The sequence below is a fragment of the Paraburkholderia bengalensis genome (assembly GCF_037126505.1).
Taxonomy (GTDB): Bacteria; Pseudomonadota; Gammaproteobacteria; order Burkholderiales; family Burkholderiaceae; genus Paraburkholderia; species Paraburkholderia bengalensis.
Genome location: NZ_JACFYJ010000005.1, coordinates 100,005 through 117,359 on the forward strand (window position 1 = coordinate 100,005; position 17,355 = coordinate 117,359).

General features: G+C 64.7%; 14 protein-coding genes and 2 pseudogenes. 4 read left to right on the plus strand and 12 right to left on the minus strand.

The features are described 5' to 3' along the window. Nucleotides 1-77 precede the first annotated feature (77 nt). On the plus strand, nucleotides 78-1,052 hold the full coding sequence (locus H3V53_RS05110; protein ID WP_336597014.1) for a bifunctional helix-turn-helix transcriptional regulator/GNAT family N-acetyltransferase: 975 nt from the start codon (nucleotides 78-80) through the stop codon (nucleotides 1,050-1,052). Nucleotides 1,053-1,062: 10 nt separating this feature from the next. Here the strand turns inward: H3V53_RS05110 and H3V53_RS05115 are convergent, their stop codons facing one another. The 7 genes and pseudogenes from H3V53_RS05115 to H3V53_RS05145 form a co-directional block, all read right to left on the minus strand. Next, a complete protein-coding gene (locus H3V53_RS05115; RefSeq protein WP_336597015.1) occupies nucleotides 1,063-1,677 on the minus strand; it encodes an HAD-IA family hydrolase in 615 nt (204 codons plus the stop codon). 119 nt (nucleotides 1,678-1,796) lie between these two features. Then, on the minus strand, nucleotides 1,797-2,600 hold the full coding sequence (gene hpaH / locus H3V53_RS05120) for a 2-oxo-hept-4-ene-1,7-dioate hydratase (RefSeq protein WP_336597016.1): 804 nt from the start codon (nucleotides 2,598-2,600) through the stop codon (nucleotides 1,797-1,799). Between the two features lie 24 nt (nucleotides 2,601-2,624). After that, the gene (locus H3V53_RS05125) at nucleotides 2,625-3,023 is read right to left on the minus strand and encodes a 5-carboxymethyl-2-hydroxymuconate Delta-isomerase (protein ID WP_336597017.1); all 399 of its coding nucleotides are present in this window, start codon (nucleotides 3,021-3,023) and stop codon (nucleotides 2,625-2,627) included. 16 nt (nucleotides 3,024-3,039) lie between these two features. Then, a complete protein-coding gene (hpaD, locus tag H3V53_RS05130) occupies nucleotides 3,040-3,903 on the minus strand; it encodes a 3,4-dihydroxyphenylacetate 2,3-dioxygenase (RefSeq protein ID WP_336597018.1) in 864 nt (287 codons plus the stop codon). A 33-nt stretch (nucleotides 3,904-3,936) separates the two neighbouring features. After that, nucleotides 3,937-5,394, minus strand: a complete 1,458-nt coding sequence (hpaE, locus tag H3V53_RS05135) for a 5-carboxymethyl-2-hydroxymuconate semialdehyde dehydrogenase (protein ID WP_336597019.1) — start codon at nucleotides 5,392-5,394, stop codon at nucleotides 3,937-3,939. Between the two features lie 16 nt (nucleotides 5,395-5,410). Then, nucleotides 5,411-6,181, minus strand: coding sequence for a fumarylacetoacetate hydrolase family protein (locus H3V53_RS05140; protein WP_336597020.1), 771 nt, complete (start codon nucleotides 6,179-6,181; stop codon nucleotides 5,411-5,413). Then, nucleotides 6,178-6,940: pseudogene (locus H3V53_RS05145) on the minus strand (fumarylacetoacetate hydrolase family protein). Before H3V53_RS05145 ends, H3V53_RS05140 begins: the two are co-directional and overlap by 4 nt. Before the next feature lie 337 nt (nucleotides 6,941-7,277). On the opposite strand from H3V53_RS05145, the gene H3V53_RS05150 reads away from it, so the two are divergent. Both H3V53_RS05150 and H3V53_RS05155 read left to right on the plus strand, forming a co-directional pair. Then, nucleotides 7,278-7,694 (plus strand): heme-binding protein, encoded by a 417-nt coding sequence (locus tag H3V53_RS05150; protein WP_336597021.1) that lies wholly within the window; start codon nucleotides 7,278-7,280, stop codon nucleotides 7,692-7,694. Nucleotides 7,695-7,751: 57 nt separating this feature from the next. Beyond that, entirely contained in the window at nucleotides 7,752-9,929 is a 2,178-nt protein-coding gene (locus H3V53_RS05155; RefSeq protein WP_336597022.1) for a malate synthase G, read from the plus strand. A gap of 436 nt (nucleotides 9,930-10,365) precedes the next feature. Here the strand turns inward: H3V53_RS05155 and mdtD are convergent, their stop codons facing one another. After that, nucleotides 10,366-11,817, minus strand: coding sequence for a multidrug transporter subunit MdtD (gene mdtD / locus H3V53_RS05160; RefSeq protein WP_336597079.1), 1,452 nt, complete (start codon nucleotides 11,815-11,817; stop codon nucleotides 10,366-10,368). A 174-nt stretch (nucleotides 11,818-11,991) separates the two neighbouring features. On the opposite strand from mdtD, the gene H3V53_RS05165 reads away from it, so the two are divergent. Further along, complete coding sequence (locus tag H3V53_RS05165; RefSeq protein WP_336597023.1) at nucleotides 11,992-12,852, plus strand: LysR family transcriptional regulator; 861 nt, start codon at nucleotides 11,992-11,994, stop codon at nucleotides 12,850-12,852. Nucleotides 12,853-12,868: 16 nt separating this feature from the next. Here the strand turns inward: H3V53_RS05165 and H3V53_RS05170 are convergent, their stop codons facing one another. The 4 genes and pseudogenes from H3V53_RS05170 to H3V53_RS05185 all read right to left on the minus strand — a co-directional run bounded on the left by H3V53_RS05170 (nucleotide 12,869) and on the right by H3V53_RS05185 (nucleotide 17,305). Beyond that, nucleotides 12,869-13,558: an HAD family hydrolase gene (locus H3V53_RS05170; protein WP_336597024.1), complete on the minus strand. Its 690-nt coding sequence runs from the start codon at nucleotides 13,556-13,558 to the stop codon at nucleotides 12,869-12,871. A gap of 396 nt (nucleotides 13,559-13,954) precedes the next feature. Continuing rightward, complete coding sequence (locus H3V53_RS05175) at nucleotides 13,955-14,764, minus strand: hypothetical protein (protein WP_336597025.1); 810 nt, start codon at nucleotides 14,762-14,764, stop codon at nucleotides 13,955-13,957. Between the two features lie 254 nt (nucleotides 14,765-15,018). Next, nucleotides 15,019-15,952 (minus strand): annotated as a pseudogene (locus H3V53_RS05180) (DUF2950 domain-containing protein). 12 nt (nucleotides 15,953-15,964) lie between these two features. Beyond that, a complete protein-coding gene (locus tag H3V53_RS05185) occupies nucleotides 15,965-17,305 on the minus strand; it encodes a DUF3300 domain-containing protein (RefSeq protein ID WP_336597026.1) in 1,341 nt (446 codons plus the stop codon). Nucleotides 17,306-17,355: the final 50 nt, after the last annotated feature.

Consider the following 17,355-nt stretch of genomic DNA (forward strand, 5'->3'; position numbering starts at 1 on the left):
GCATAAGTTGCGGATCGCAACTATAGTGCGTTGCATATGGTTGCATACCGCAACTTATGCACTGTTCAGGAACAGCCATGGATATCGTCGACAGACCCGCTCAGTCGCGCGACAGCACCATTCTTCAATTGCGCGAATTCTCGCGCAAGCTCGTGCGCGAACTCGGTTTCATGCGCGCCACGCTCGCCGACAGTGACCTTGCGCCGTCCGCCGTGCACGCCATTCTGGAAATCGGCGCGACGCCGGGCATGCAGGCACGCGATCTCACGCATTTGCTGCGGCTCGACAAGTCCAACGCGAGCAGGCAGATCGCGAAACTGGAAACAGCGGGGCTCGTGGAGCGCACGGTTTCGAGCGACGATGCACGTTCCTCCGAGCTTTATCTGACCAGGGCGGGCCAGCAGCTTCGCAAGAAAATCGACAAGTTCGCGACGGAACAGGTGTCGAGCGCGCTGCGCAAGCTCGCGCCTTCGGATCAGCAAGCGCTGGTGCGCGCGCTGTCGCTGTATGCGAGCGCGCTCGCGCAGGACAACGACGCGAAGGAATTGCAGCCGCCGGTGGTGACCGCGCCCATCGTCGAGGGTTATCAGCCGGGCTGCATCGGCGATGTCGCCAGCCTTCATGCGCGCTATTACTCGCAGCACTCGGGCTTCGGCGCGTACTTCGAGAAGATCGTGGCGACGGGGCTTGCAGAGTTTGCGGCGTCGCTGCCCGATCCTGACAAGCAGCTTTGGCTCGTCGTCGATAACAGCCGGACACTCGCATCGCTCGCGATCGACGGCAACCCGGCCACGCGGGTTGCGCATTTGCGCTGGTTCATCGTCGACGACACGCTGCGCGGCTCGGGCCTCGGCCGGCAACTGATGACGCGTGCGATGGCTTTCGTGGATGCGCGTTTCGACGAAACGTATCTATGGACTTTCAAAGGCCTCGACGCCGCGCGTCATCTTTATGAAGCGTTCGGCTTCCGGCTCGTCGAAGAGGCGGAAGGCACACATTGGGGAAAGACGGTCGTCGAACAGCGCTTCGTGCGACGCAACGCGGGGGCATGACACGCTCGCGTCAAAGCAGATCGAATCGCGCCAGTTCTTCCGACAAGGCCTCGGCGCTCACGAACCGATACGCGCGAAGTCCCGCAGCCATAGCGCCCGCGACATTCGCTTCAGAATCGTCGATGAATAGCGTGTCGCTCGCGTCGACACCCAGCCGCGCGACGCACCCCAGATATGCTCTTGCCGCGGGCTTGGCCGCGCCGAACGCGGCGGAAGCGAACACGCGCGCACCAAAAAGCTGCGCAACGGGCGGATTCAGATACGCGATGTAGTCCGTGACGAGATGGCAGTTATTGGTCAGAACGGCGATCGCGCGGCGGGCGGCCACACGTCTTGCGACAGCCAGCGTGTCCAGGTTCGGCGTAATCGACGCGTGCCGCGCAGTCAGCCAATCATCGCGGCTGACCGTGCAGCCGAGCATGTCGCCAAGTTCGCGCAGGTAGGCGTCGTCGCCGATCTGCCCCGAGTCGGCACGCGCTTCGAGTCCCGAATCCCAGATTGCGTGGCGCACGGCATCGGGCGACTTCCCCGTGAGTTGCGCCATGCGCTGCGTGCGCGCTGCGCGATCGTAGTGCGACAGCACCCCTTCCATGTCGAACAGCACGAGCTTGATGGATGACGTCATGGCGCCGGCTCCGCATCGAAAGCGTCCACGCTATGCGTGCATCCGGCTACGCAACGCGAGGCACGAAGCGCTCATTGTGCCGCGATGCGCCGACAATCAGGCAGTTTTCAAAAAAGCGCCTAGACGAAATTGAGCGCGAAACTACCGAGCGGACCGTAATCGACGTAAAACGTGTCGCCTGCGCTCGCGCGAAGCGGACTCGTAAACGAGCCGCTGAGGATGACGTCGCCGGCATTCAGGCTTTCGTCGTAAGGCGCGATCTTGTTCGCGAGCCACGCGACGCCCGTCGCCGGGTGATTGAGCACGGCGGCCGCGAGACCGCTCTCTTCGATCGAACCGTTTTTGTAGAGCAACGCGCCGACCCAGCGCAGATCGACCTCCATCGGACGCACGGGACGGCCGCCCAGCACCACCCCTGCATTGGCGGCAAAATCGGAAATGGTGTCGAATACCTTGCGCGGCGCCCTGGTTTCGCGATCGAACTGCTCGATGCGCGCATCGATGATCTCGACGGCGGGCGACACGTAGGCCGTCGCATCGAGCACGTCGAACAGCGTCACGCCGGGCCCCTTGAGCGGCTTCGCCAGAATGAACGCGAGTTCCACTTCGATACGCGGCGCGATAAAGCGGTCCGCGCGAATGTCCTGACCGCTCTCGATGAACATGCTGTCCAGAAGCGGCGCGTAGTCGGGCTCGTCGATCTGCGACGAACGCTGCATCGCGCGCGACGTCAGACCTATCTTGCGCCCCTTGATCACACGCCCGTCGGCCAGCTTCATCTTCACCCACTCGCGCTGGATCGCATAACCGTCTTCGATGGTCATGTCGGGATACGCAGCGGAAAAATGGCGCAATTGCGTGCGGGTTCGCTCGGCATGATCCAGCTTCGCGGCCAGCTCGCGAATGGTTGGTTCGTCCAGCATGATGGTTCTCTCCGAGGCGCGCCGTCAGGTCTTCACGCGCGCGTGCAGATTGTTGTGCTTCCACGTGCCCGCTTCACTGAATTCGTTGATTTCCAGCGAGAGCGCCAGCCCTTGTTTTTCGAAGATTTCCGCGAAGTGCTGTTTAATGACGTCGAACAGCGCATCGCCCGTCGATTTCTTTGCGCGCTCCGACCGGCCTGCGCCGATCTTGAGATTCGCATGCAGGAACGCGGCGTCGGCCCTGCCGTCGGCCATGCAAAACTGTTCGCAGCGCAAAGCACGCACGCGTATGCCCCCAGTCGGATACACACGCTCGCCGTTCTCGCGTTGCGCATCCAGACATTGAGCCAGCAGGCGGCACAGCGTGGCGATGCTTTCGTCGTTCGCCAGATTGGCGCTGTATTCGAGTGTGAGATGCGGCACGTCTATGCTCCTTCGATCAGGCGGGCAGCGGCGTGACGGGGAAAACCGCGTTGATCTGCCCCGTGCCCGAACTGCCGAAATAAGGCGTCACCACTTCTGCCTTGCCTTCGTAACGATCCCAGCCGAGCGCGCCCAGCAGCATCGCCGTGTCGTGCATGCCGCCCTCGCCCCAGCACTTTTCGTTGTAAAGCGGCAGCATCGCGCAGAAAGTTTTCCAGTCGCCGTTCTCCCACAGCGACACGACATGCCGGTCCGTCTGTTCGAGAAACGGGTCCCACACCTTGTGCATGAACTGCTCGGCCGTGCCGTTGTTCGCGAAGTGATGGCTCAGCGAGCCGCTCGCGAGAATCGCAACTGTACCGTCGTACCGTTCCTCGATTGCCTTGCGCACCGCAAGCCCGAAACGCGCGCTGGTTGGCAGGTCGTGCCACATGCACCAACCCGCGATCGACACGGTCTTGAAGCGCTGGTCCGCGTTCATATAGCGCATCGGCACCAGCGTGCCGTATTCGAGTTCGAGCGACGTATCGCTATGCGCGCGGCTCTTTACACCCATTTCGTTCGCGACTTCGGCAATGCGTTTGCCGAGTTCGACATTGCCCGCATACGAATAGGCCATGTTGTTGATGAAATGCGGCAACTCGTTGCTCGTGTAGATGCCCGCGAAGGTCGGCGCGCAATTGATGTGATATTCGCTGTTGACGAGCCAGTGCACGTCGAACACGACGATCGTGTCGACGCCCAGTTCGCGGCAGCGCCGGCCGATTTCACGATGCCCGTCGATGGCGGCCTGCCGGCAACCCTTGTGCGGCCCATCGAGCTCCGACAGATACATCGAAGGCACATGGGTGATTTTCGCGGCCAATGCGAGCTTGCCCATCGCGTTCTCCTGTGTGCTCGTTGCGAGCGGCGCTCATGCGCCCCAGCGCGGAATGTGATGCGAACCGAGCGAGACGCACACGTTCTTCGGCTCCAGAAACGCTTCATAACTCCACGTGCCGCCTTCGCGACCGACACCCGACGCTTTGGTCCCGCCGAACGGCTGACGCAGATCGCGTACGTTCTGGCTGTTCACGAAGCACATGCCCGCCTCGATGGCGGCTGCCACGCGATGCGCGCGGCCCGTGTTCTCCGTCCAGACATAGCTCGACAGACCGTACGAAATATCGTTGGAAAGGCGAATCGCGTGCGCTTCGTCGTCGAACGGAATCAGGCACGCAACGGGGCCGAAGATTTCCTCTTGAGCAATACGCATGCGATTGTCGACGTCGACGAATACGGTCGGCGTGACGAAATTACCGTGCTTCAGCGCGTGCGGCAGCGACGGCGTGTCGAGTCCGCCGCATGCGAGCGTCGCGCCTTCCTTCGGACCGAGTTCAATATAGCTGCGCACTTTCGCGAGGTGCCCCTGACTGATCATCGGTCCGATGACCGTTTTCTCGTCGAGGGGATCGCCGACACTCAGACGCTGCGCGCGCTCGACGAAACGCTGCGCGAAGCGCGCGTATATCGACTTCTGCACCAGAATGCGCGAGCCCGCCGTGCAGCGCTCGCCGTTGTTCGAGAAGATCATGAAGACAGCGGCGTCGAGTGCGCGCTCGAAGTCGGCGTCGTCGAAGATCACGAAGGGCGACTTGCCGCCCAGTTCCATCGAGAACTTCTTCAAGCCCGCTGTCTGCACGATCCGGTTGCCCGTCGCCGTCGAACCCGTAAACGAAATGGCGTGGACATCGGGATGCGCGACGAGCGGCTCGCCCACGTCCTTGCCGTAACCGTGCACGACGTTCAGCACGCCCGCGGGAATGCCCGCCTCCAGCGCGAGCTGACCGAGCATCGAAGCCGTGAGCGGCGACAGTTCGCTCATCTTCAGCACGGCCGTGTTGCCGAACGCGAGGCACGGTGCCACTTTCCACGTCGCCGTCATGAACGGCACATTCCACGGCGAAATCAACGCGCACACGCCGACAGGATGAAACAGCGTGTAGTTCAGATGCGACTGCGTCGGATACGTGTGGCCATCGACGCGCGTGCACATTTCGGCGAAGTACGTGAAGTTGTCGGCGGCGCGCGGCACCAGTTGTTTGCGCGTCTGCGAAATGGTCTGCCCTGTGTCGCGCGTTTCCGTATCGGAGAGTTCGGGCACGTGCTTCGCGATCAGCTCGCCGAGCTTGCGCACGAGCTTCGCGCGCTCGCTCGCGGGCGTCGCGGCCCATGCGGGAAACGCGTCTTTCGCGGCGCGCACAGCGGCATCGATATCGTCTGCCGTGCCGCTCGCCACTTCCGCGAGCACTTCCTGCGTCGCCGGATTCAGCGTTTCGAAGTAGTCGCGCGCGGCTTTCGGTTTGCCGTTGATCAGATGGTCGATTCGCATTGCAAGTCCTGAAGGATCAGTCGCGCGGTCGGTCGCGATGAAAGTCGGCGTCGGAAGCAATCACGTTGACGAGTCGGCCCAGACCGTCGATCTCGCACACGACTTCATCGCCCGCGTTCACATTGATCACGCCTTCGGGCGTCCCCGTCAGGATGATGTCGCCGGGCGCAAGCGTCATGAAGCTGCTCAGGTATTCGATCAACGCGGGGATGTCCGTCACCAGGTCGCGCGTGTTGCCTCGCTGCTGCAGCGCGCCGTTCACGTACGTGCGCAATTCGAGTTGCGCGACATCGGTCACGTCGCCGGCATCGACGAACCACGGGCCCAGCACCGTGCCGCCGTCGCGGTTCTTTACCCGCAGGTTCGGCCGATAGTAGTTTTCGAGGTAATCGCGGATCGCGTAGTCGTTGGCGATCATGTAGCCGCCCACGTGCTGCATCGCGTGCTCGCGCGTCACGCCTTTCGCCGATCGTCCGATCACGACGGCCAGTTCGCACTCGTAGTGCATGAAAGTCGCATCCGAAGGACGCCGCGTGACGCCGCGATGACCGATCACACTGCCCGCCCCTTTCAGAAAAACGAGTGGCTCCTCCTGCTTCGAGAATTGCAGCTCTTTCGCGTGCTCCGCATAGTTCAGACCGAGCGCGATGATCGTGCCCGGCTCGATGGGCGCAAGCCACACGAGTTCATCCTCGCGGCGCACGCGGCCATCCGCCAGCCGCACGCCGCGTTCGTGCGGATACGCTTCGTGAATCGCGCCTGCGTAGGCAACCCGGCCGCGCATCATCGTTCGCCTCCTTTCGCCGTCATCGAAAAGTGCAGCGGCGGCCAATCGGCGATGGCGATGCTGACTGCGTCGCCCGCATGCGCGACGGGCGCGCCGTGCGGGACGCCGAGCGTCAGCACGTCGCCGGGCGCGAGCGTCATGAAGTCGGTGACATCGGCGATCCAGTTGCGCGACGCGGCGGATCGACGTCGCCGTGCTCGCCGCAAACGCCTCGCGCCCTTCCCGACGGATCACGATGTTCAAGGTATCGGGATCGGGCACATGACGGCTCGCGACGATCGTGGGTCCGATCACGCAAAAGCCGTCGCGCGCCCGGTATTTCACGGACGGCCGATACACGCTTTCGTGCGGCACGCACAGGTCCGCGACGATCGTGTATCCGGCGACGCACGCCAGCGCGTCACCGACGGGCACGCGGCACGCCGTTCGCCCGATCACGATGCCAAGCGAGCCGCCCGCCTGCACACCTTGCGCGTCGTCGGGCACCACGACACGCGCGCCGTGCCCCGCGAGCGTATTGCGCGGCTTCGCATACAGCACGGGCGCCCTGGGCGGCGCCTTGTACGGCGCGGCGTGGACGGACTCGCCGAGTGCTTGGAGCGCGGCGCGATCGTTCAGCAGCGTTCCATACACCGAGCCGTTCACGGGCGCCCTGCACGCCACGCCGGCCGCGAGCACCGCGTTCGCGCTCCGCGCATCGACATCGCGCGCGAGCGGTTCGGCTTCGAGATGAATCAGATGATCGTCAAGTGCGAACATAGGCCCGGTCGGATCCGCAATTCACTAACATATTAGCATTATTCGCGCGATATGCCGGACGGTCAAGCGGATCGCGGCGCAGCGCGGGTTTTCCCTGGCGCGCAGCCGGGATCGCGGGCCGGCGTTTATTGGGGCGCGAAAAACGGAGGTGACGCATGTTCGATCGGGGTCGACAAGCCGGCCGGAACGCGGAACAATGGGTGCCAAGTCATATATAAGACTGGGCCTCGCATGCACGTCGGCAGTGCGTGCGCGTGGTCGCCGCCTTGCAAATCGCGGCGGCCTGCGCGGACGGTCCGTCGCCGGAATCACCTCAATCGTTTCAGGAAACCGCACCATGCAGACAAAATCCGTACTGACGGTCGCCGAGTCGACGACAATCATCGAAGCGGCTCGCGCCGAAGCCGAACGCAACCAGTGGGCCGTCGCGATCGCGGTCGTGGACGACGGCGGCCATCTGCTGTCGTTGTTGCGCCTCGACAACTGCGCGCCTGTCAGCGCCTATATCGCCACGGACAAGGCCCGCACGGCGGCGCTGGGCCGGCGCGAGTCGAAGCAGTACGAAGACATGATCAACGGCGGGCGCACCGCGTTTCTCAGCGCGCCGCTATCGGGCACGCTGGAAGGCGGCGTGCCCGTTGTGGTAAACGGTCAGGTGGTCGGCGCCGTCGGCGTGTCCGGCGTGAAGGCCAATCAGGATGCGCAGGTGGCAAAGGCCGGTGCCGCGGCCGTCGCCGGCACGACGAGTGTCTGAGCGCGCCCTGAACGATTCGACCAACGTTATTCGATTACGCCCTTCTTGGAACAGCCCATGACTCAATTGACCCAACGCGGCGGATTGCAGGTCGCCGCAAATCTCGAACAGTTCATCGAACAGGAAGCCCTGCCTGGAACGGGTGTCGACAGCGCCGCGTTCTGGGCGGGATTCGACGCCCTCGTCCACGACCTCGCGCCGAAAAATCGCGCGCTGCTCGCCGAACGCGACCGCCTGCAGGTCGAACTGGATACCTGGCATCGCGCGAACCCCGGCCCCGTGCGCGATCTGCGCGCCTACCGCAGCTTTCTGGAAAGCATCGGCTACATCGTGCCCGCGCCCGCGAGCGTGAAGGCCACGACGGATAACGTCGACCGCGAAATCGCCGAACAGGCGGGCCCGCAGCTCGTCGTGCCGCTGTCGAACCAGCGTTACGCGCTGAACGCGGCGAATGCGCGCTGGGGCAGCCTGTACGACGCGCTGTACGGCACCGATGCAATCGACGAAACCGACGGCGCCGAGCGCACCGCGAAGTTCAACCCGGTGCGCGGCGCCCGCGTGATTGCGTTCGCGCGCAAGTTTCTCGACGACGCCGCGCCGCTCGCCAGCGCCTCGCACAAGGATGCGACCGGCTATCGCGTCGAGAACGGCAAGCTCGTGGTCGCGCTCAAGAGCGGCACGACGGGCCTGCAGGAGCCGGCGCAGTTCGTCGGCTATCAGGGCGACGCAAGCGCGCCTTCCGCCGTCCTGCTGAGGCACAACGGCCTGCACTTCGAGATCCAGATCGACGCGAACGATTCCATCGGCAAGACCGATCCCGCGAACGTCAAGGACGTGCTGATGGAAGCGGCCGTGAGCACGATCATCGACTGCGAGGACTCGGTTGCGGCCGTCGATGCCGACGACAAGGTCCAGCTTTATCGCAACTGGCTCGGCCTGATGGTCGGCAACCTGACGGAAGAAGTCACGAAGGGCGGCAAGACCTTCACGCGCCGCCTGAACCCAGATCGCGAGTATCACGGCGCCAACGGGCAGCCCGTCACGCTGCATGGGCGCTCGCTGCTGTTCATCCGCAACGTCGGCCATCTGATGACGAACCCGGCCGTGCTCGATCGCAACGGCAATGAGATTCCCGAAGGCATTCTCGACGGCGTCGTCACGACGCTGTGCGCGCTGCACGACCGCAAGCACAAGCTGAATTCGCGCACGGGCTCGATCTACATCGTCAAGCCGAAGATGCACGGTCCCGCCGAAGTTGCGTTCGCGAGCGAGCTGTTCTCGCGTGTCGAGGATCTGCTGGGCCTCGCGCGCAACACGATCAAAATGGGCATCATGGACGAGGAACGCCGCACGAGCGTGAACCTCGCCGCGTGCATCGGCGAAGCGGCGGCGCGCGTCGCGTTCATCAACACGGGCTTCCTCGACCGGACGGGCGACGAGATGCACAGCTCGATGGAAGCCGGCCCGATGATGCGCAAGGGCGACATGAAGTCGAGCAAGTGGATTGCCGCGTACGAGCGCAGCAACGTGCTGGTCGGTCTCGCGGCGGGCCTGCGCGGCCGCGCGCAGATCGGCAAGGGCATGTGGGCCATGCCCGATCTGATGAAGGCCATGCTCGAACAGAAGATCGGCCATCCGAAAGCGGGCGCGAACACGGCGTGGGTGCCCTCGCCGACGGCCGCGACGCTGCATGCGCTGCACTATCATCAGGTCGACGTGCAGGCGGTGCAGAAGGAACTGGAGCGCACCGACCTCGCCGGCGTGCGCGACGAACTGCTCGACGGCCTGCTGACGATTCCCGTCGTCGAGCGCGCGCAATGGAGCGACGACGAAATCCGCCATGAAGTCGAGAACAACGCGCAGGGCATTCTCGGCTACGTGGTGCGCTGGATCGATCAGGGCGTCGGCTGCTCGAAGGTGCCGGACATCAACAACGTCGGCCTGATGGAAGACCGCGCGACGCTGCGCATTTCCAGCCAGCACATCGCGAACTGGCTGCGTCACGGCGTCGTCAAGCCCGAATTCGTGCGGCAGACGCTGGAACGCATGGCGAAGGTCGTCGACCAGCAGAATGCGAGCGATCCGAACTACAGGCCGATGGCGCCGGACTTCGACCGGTCGATCGCGTTCAAGGCGGCTTGCGCGCTCGTGTTCGAAGGCACCGCGCAGCCGAGCGGTTATACGGAACCGCTGCTGCACAAGTTCCGCCTGGCACTGAAGGCGGGCAACGCATAGCGTTTTTCGTCGACGGCCGAAAGGCGAACGCGAACGCCGGCAGGGTCGCTTCAGACCCAGCCGGCGTTTATTGTTTGGTCGTCAGGCGGCGAGACCGGCTCGCGCGAGTGACCACGCGCAACGCGCCGACGGACGACTCAGCCGACGACTCAGCCCGCCGCGCGGCGCGCGAGCCGCGAGAGGATTTCCTGCGTATGCTCGTCAACCTTCGCCAGCGCCTGACGCGCGCTGGGTCTGCGGCCGCCGAGCGTCAGCGGCAACAACACCGCTATTTTCTCGACAGCGCGCCGTAGTCGAGCCCGAGCTTTTTCATCGTGCCAGGCGGGAAATTTTCCAGCGTAGTGGGGCGCGAAATTGTCGCTATGGCTTTTGCTTTCGCAGCGCTACAGCCTACGGCGTTGCGCACGGACGTAACATCAGACGCGCCAGTGCCTCTTTATCGCGCCGTGCGTGCCGCGACAGCAGGCCGCGCCGTCGACATGTCGAGCCGCCGGAACACGAGCGCCGACAGCAACGTGATCACGCCGACGCAAGCGAAGCTCAGCATGAATCCCGTCGATGCCGAACCGAGCCGCACCGAAAACAGATTCACGAGCCCGCCGCCGATCGACACGCCCAGCCCGATCGCCAGCATCTGCACCATCGAGAAGAGGCTGTTGCCGCTGCCCGCGTCGGCATGCGACAGGCCTTTGAGCGTCACGCTGTTCATCGCGGCGAACTGCATCGAATTGGCCGCGCCGAAGATGACGAGCAACGTGATTTCAAGCAGCGGCGCGGACTCGCGCGACACGAGCGCGAAGCCGACGATCGTCGAGCCGACGATCATCGTATTGACGAGCAGAAACGCCCCGTAGCCGTAGCGTTTGATCAGCGGCGCAATCCATTGCTTCGACACGGTGCCCGCGATGGCCGCCGGGAGCATCATCAGCCCCGAGCGCAGCGGCGAATAGCCGAGTTGCACCTGCATCAGCAGCGGCAGCATGAACGGGACCGCGCTCGATCCGATCCGGCACAGCAGATTGCCGACCAGGCCGACACTGAAGTTCGGCTCACTGAAGAGCGCGAGCCGGAACAATGGGCGCGTGTGCGAGCGCGCATGCGGAATGTAGGCGAGCGCGGCAGCCAGACCCGCCACCGCAAGGCCCGACGACCATTCGACGCGGTGCGTGCTCATCGGCGGATCGATGGCGAGCGAGAGCAGGATCATGGCCAACGACAGGAGAGCGCAGCCGATGAAATCGAATGGCGGCGGATGCGCGGCGTTGTCGTGCGGCAGGAAACGCTGCACGGCCAGAAGCCCGATCGCGCCGACGGGCACGTTGACGAGAAAGATCCAGTGCCACGAAATGGCCTGCGTGAGCCAGCCGCCGAGCGTCGGCCCGACGATGGGACCCACTTGTCCCGCAATCGACACGAACGCGAGCGCCGACACGTATTGCTCGCCCGGCACCCTGCGCAGCACGGCAAGCCGCCCGATCGGCAGCAGCATCGATCCGCCCACGCCTTGCAGCACGCGCGCGATCACCAACTGGTCGAGCGTATGCGCGGCCGCGCAGCACAGCGAGCCGAGCACGAACACGAGAATTGCCGCGAAATACACACGGCGCGTGCCGAAGCGGTCGGCAAACCAGCCGGAAGCGGGCGTGAGAAGCGCCATCGTCAGCGTGTACGCCACGACGACGGGCTGCATGGCCAGCGGTGATGCGTGCAGGCTGCTCGCCATCGACGGCAAAGCCGTGTTGACGATCGTCGTGTCGAGCGCCTGCATGAAAAATGCGGCGGCGACGATCCAGAGCAGCGCGGTGTGTGAGGAATCCCGGGTCATGATGAAGTTTGCGAAGGCGCGACGAAGCCGCTGAATCCGGCCTCGCGACTGCGCCTCGGAGATGCGTTTCGCCGTCGGTGTGCGCCGTCAAACGTGGACACACGAGCCGCGAGCTACCAGCCAGGCGCCACGCGCCGCTTCGTCCAGAGGCAAGCGTCCATGGTATCGATTCCAACGGCAATCGGGAAGTCGCCTGGAGGCATTGACTGTCATCGTCGATGCCGATGACAATGCCGCATGCTCAATCCCCTTTGGCTCAGGACGTTCGCCACCGTCACCACTTGCCGCAGCTTCACGGAAGCCGGCAAGCGGCTCGGGCTGAACCAGTCGAGCGTCAGCGAACACATTCGCCGCCTCGAGGAAAGCGTCGGCAGACGGCTCTTCGTACGCGACACTCACTCGCTGGCGATGACGGCCGACGGCGAGGCGCTGCTCGTGCACGCGAACGTGATCCTGCAAGCCATGAACCGCGCCGAATCGCAATTTCGCAAACCACGGCTGAAAGGACGCGTCCGGCTAGGCACCTCGGACGATATCGCGCTTGGCGCGCTGCCGAACGTGCTGGCCGCGTTTCGCCACGCGCATCCCGATGTCGAACTGGAACTGACGATCGGCATGACGAGCCGCCTGTACGGACTGCTCGATGACGGCGCGCTCGACCTGCTCGTCGGCAAGCGGCGTCTCGGCGAGCGGCGCGGCACGCCGTTGCTGCGTTCGCGCCTCGAATGGAGCGCGCGGCCGGGCACCATGGTCGATCTCGAACAGCCGCTGCCTCTGGTGCTGGTCGCGGAGCCGAGCGTCACGCGCGCCGTCGTGCTCAATGCACTCGCGGAAAAAGGCTTCGGCTGGGAAGTGGTGTGCACGAGCAGCAGCCACGCGGGCTGCATCGCCGCGGCGCGCGGCGGGCTCGGGCTCACAGCGAAATCGCAGTATGTGTCCGCGCGTGGGCTCGCGCCGCCTGTCAACAGCGCGAGCCTGCCGGGGCTTCCCGATGTGGAATTCATCGCGCTGGCCGCAAGGCGGCTCAGTCATCCCGCGGGCACGCTGCTCGAATTGCTCCAGGGCAGCGATCTGCGCGGCCAGTGGATGAGCGAATAGCGGCGTCTAGCGACGTCTAACGGCGCCCTTTCACCTTCAGCGCATCGAAATCGATCGACGTCAGCTCGCCGATTCGTTCGATCGTGATGTCGGGGTCGGGATACTTCGCGATCTCCGCGACATCGAGCGCGTAGTGTCCCTGGCGCGGAAAGATCGTCGTGAGCCGGTCACCCCACTTCTCTTTCATCGCCGTCAGGATGCGCAGCTTGTCGTCGATCATCACGTAATGGCGTGCGGGATAGTGCGCGATCACGTCGTCGAGCATCAGCTCTTTGTGGATGTAAATCAGCACACGCCCTTCGACTTCATCCCACAGGCCCGAGCGCGACACCTTGCGCGGCTGGAACACGACATCGCCGTCCGACAGGATCGCCGTCTTGCCGAACTGGCTCGCGTAGCGAAGCGCATCGAGCGCGCCGGGGAACACGCGGTTCGCAAACGGATAGTCAATCAGGTAGCACGACATCAGCAGCAACTGCGTGTCGTCGTGATGCACGTTACGGTAGCGCTGCAACGCACCCAGATAGTCCGCATAGCCGAGTTCGCTGCGCAGTTCCTCGAAAAGCTGCCAGTAGCGCGCGCTGTTCTCCTCGCCGAACTGCCGCATCATGTGCGCGCGCAGGTCAGTCAGCACGTGATCGTTGTCGAGCAGCGTGTTATCGACATCGAACAGAAAGACAACGTCGTTGCTTGCTGGTGTGTTCATGCACGTTACCTCGCCTCGGTCGTCTGTGTTGATGAGCGCGTCGGCCTGCGTGGCACGCGGTGGGCGCCCGGCGAAAGCGTCGTGCAAGCCAAGGCGGGCGTGCTCGCGACGCATCGCCGTGCTGCGCCAGCCGCCCGCGAGCGCGACCAGATTCGTCGGGCCGCACGACGCGCGATCAGCGCAAAGCCTAGCACTGTCGCGCGCCGCGCGCCGTCGACGGTGCCCAAGGCCCGCGCGGGCCTTGGGCGCGCGGCAGAGCCGCGGTACTCCCGTCGCGGGTGAAGACGGTTTGGGTGCGCGTCAGCCAGTTGGGCGCGTGGGTCTGCCAGACAGTTAGTTGCGAATTGTGGAGCGTCGATCGTCCCTCGAGAGACGCGTCGGGTCGCTCGCGTTTCCTTACGGGGTTTGCGTGGGCGGCGGGCGCCTGAAATCGGAATCGGTCTTTTTGCCGCGGGACGGGATGATCTCGCTGTCCTTCGTCATCGCCGGGAGCACGATGAAGTCGCGATACGGATCGGGCATCGACAACACCGCATGCAATGTCACTCTCGTCACCCAGCACATATCGGCGGGTGTCGCCGACTCGGGATGAAGCGCCAGATACCGGTATCGCTCGATATTGTTGCTGTCGCCTGCCAGTTCGTTCACGAGCGCACGCGTCAAGATCCCCTGCGCCTTCTCGTACTGGCGCTGCGTTGGCGTCGGCAGCGCCGAGGACGACGCGCTTTTCACGATGACCTTGTACAAGAGGCCCAGGTACTCTTCGATCTCCCCCTGCGCCATCGCGCCCAGTGTGATCCGGTCCATGACCTCGCCCATGTCGGAGACGCCGAAGCAGTTCACGGGCACCTGTTCGTCCAGGATGCGCGTGTAGACCTTCAGGTAGCGCAGGCGGTCGGCCGGACTCAGGCGCGCCAGGCCATTCGTCATCAGTGAATCGCGCGTGTTGGCGTCGCTGAGTATGCGGTGCAGCGCATCCGGTCCACCGGGCACGGCTCGTTTGATTGCCGGGTCGGTGTGCACTTTCTCAAGCCACGCAGCCACGATCTGCGCTTTTTTCGAGCCCGGCTCGAGACCGTTCTGTCGAAGGACATGATCGATCGGTGAAGGTTGCTCCGCGGGCTGGGAAGGTGCTTGCGGCACCAGCGTGAGAGTCTGCGGCAAGTGCTCGCGGACGGTCGCGCCAGCAGGCGCGAGCGCAGCCAACCCGCCGATAAGCGCCATCGAACACGCGATTCTTCGCGTGTTCGTCCGCGCAGCAACCCTGCCATCGCAAGCGAATGGAACTATCGCCATGCGCTGTCCACCTGGATGTAGAACGCGTTCTGTCCCGGCTATGAGCGACGTCCGTCCGATGGACAGACCGAAGTAGTCGAGCTGCGTATCGACTGTCGTCCGCCGCGCGAACCCGGCATCCGCACGCGTCGACAACCTGCGCGGCCCGCACCTGCGAGCGAGGGCTAGTCGCTATCGTCGTGCTTCACCTTGCTCCAGCCCGGCCCCGGATCGAACGACTTCATGGCTTCCGCCTTCGCCGCGCCCTGCGGCCCGAGGTCCCGCTCGTAGACCTGCCCTGCGTGACTCACCATGAAACTCTTGATGCCCGTCTCGCCGTACTTCACCGGCCACGCAATGACGGCAAATCCGCCGAACAGCTTGCCCCGCACGACATAGTCATACGCGCCGCCGGGCGCATGCGGCCCCTGCGATTCCAGCAGCTTGTAGTGATAGCCGTAATAGCCGGCGTTCTGCGTATTGCGCGCGCTCGCGTCGACGAACGCGGCGCCAAGCGGACTCGGCGCATCGTCCGGCCCCGTCGGCCAGTACAAGCCGTCGCGCTTGCCGGACGAACTCACCATCTTCGATGCATACGCCAGCACGCCTTCGCCGTCGTGATTGGTCTGCGCATATTCGCGTTGCGCATCGTAAATGGCGAGCATCGTCTGGATCACGGCGAGTTCGTTGCGGCCGATGCGCCGCGTGCGCATCACGTCCACGCCTGCGCGCGTATCGAAGTGCCATCCCTTGTCGGTCTTGACGAGGGGAATCGGGAACGTCCAGCCGTCATCGCCGACGGCGATCTGCGCGCGTGTCGGTCGGGCCGTCGGGCGCGATCGTATGCGACTTCGCCCATTGCGCGACAAACGTCTCGCGCACCCGCGCGCCGACGGGAGGAATGAGCTCGCGAAAGTCGCTGCCGAAGATCGTGCGCAATGCGTCTTCCCGATCCTTCACCACGGCATCGCCGAAGGCGTCCATGGCTGCCTGCGGCGAACTGAAATTCTGCTGCGCGTGAGCGGCCGTCGTCATCGCGGCGGCAAGCACGGCGGCGGCCGCGAGACGCATCGACCGCGACGCGACGCGAGCCGGCACACTGCGTGAAAGGGCATTCATGGCTCTCGCTCCTTATCGCCTGCCGCCGAACCCGCCGCCGCCGCCGCGCATGCCGCCGCCTCCGCCCGAGGGTCGGCTGAAGCCCGAACCCTGCATGCTCGACCTGCCCCGGTCGTAATTGCGCTGCGTGGCGGCGCCGCCGCCTCCTACGCCGGAGAACGCGCTGTCCCGCCCGGCGCCACTGGAACCGGCGCGGTTGCCGCTGCTGACGCGATCCATGCCGCCCGAGGCATTGCGATTCGCGACGCCGCCGCGATCTGCCGCAGCGCCGGAACGGTCCACTGCCGTCGCGCGATCGCCGCCCGCCGATCTGTCCGCGCCAGCGCCGACATTCCCTGCGCCGCCTCTGTCGGCCGTGCTTGCGCGATTACCCGCGTTGGCGCGGTCCGTCACCCCGGCGCGTGTGCCGGCGTCCGTGTTACGGCCGCGATACTGGCTGCGCCCATCGGCACCCGCTACCTGGCCCGCAAACTTGTCGCGCGTCGCGTTGTCGCGATACGCGACGCCCTGGCGATGGCCCGCGTCATGCTGCCAACGGCCGCCTTGCCCTTGCACCTTGGTGCGATCGAAATTACGGTCGACGTTCTTGACCTTGTCGTAGTTGATGTTCACGTCGCCGCCATTCCAGTTGCAGTCGCTGAAGATGGCGCCCGCCGCGGCGAGGCCGATGCCCCACGCGAAGCCTGTCGCGAGCGCCGCGCCGGGATAGTACGCGGGGTACGGCGGCCAATACGTCGGCGGATAGGCGGGATAGCTCCATGCGCCGTACACGACCGTCGGGTTGTACGCGGGCACATAGATGACCTCCGGGTTGGCCGGCTCGATGCGCACCACCGTGGTCTGCGCGCCCGCCGGCGCCTGCTCGACGATCACCTTCTGCTGCTCGTTAGACTCCAGGTTGCCCGACTCCTTCGCGCGCGCACGCAGCCGCTGCACGGCGGCGAAGACGTCCTTCTGCTGCGCGAGAAAGGCGTCTCCGAGTTTCTGCGTCCAGTCGAGCTTGTCGCTCATCGGCTCGAGTATCTGCGGGAACGCGACCAGCGACTTGACGCTCGCGTCCCACGTCTGGTCCTGCACGGCCTGGACGGCGGCGTCGCCCTTCACGCCGGGGTTCGCCTTGACCCAGCGCGCCGCGTGCACGATTTCCAGCGGATACGTCGACGCCATCAGTACCTGCGACAGCACCGGGTCGGGATAGAGCGCGATGGGCGCGACCAGCGCCTCGATCTCTTCAGGCTTGAACGCGGGTGGGCTTGGCGGACCACCCTGCGCGAACGCGGACGTGGCCGTGGACAGCAGCAGAGACAGCCACACGAACACGACCGCTGCGTGTCGTCTGTTCCACGGTTTCATGTGCCCTCCCGTCCGATCGATACCGCGTCGTTGCGCACACGCCGGGGCCG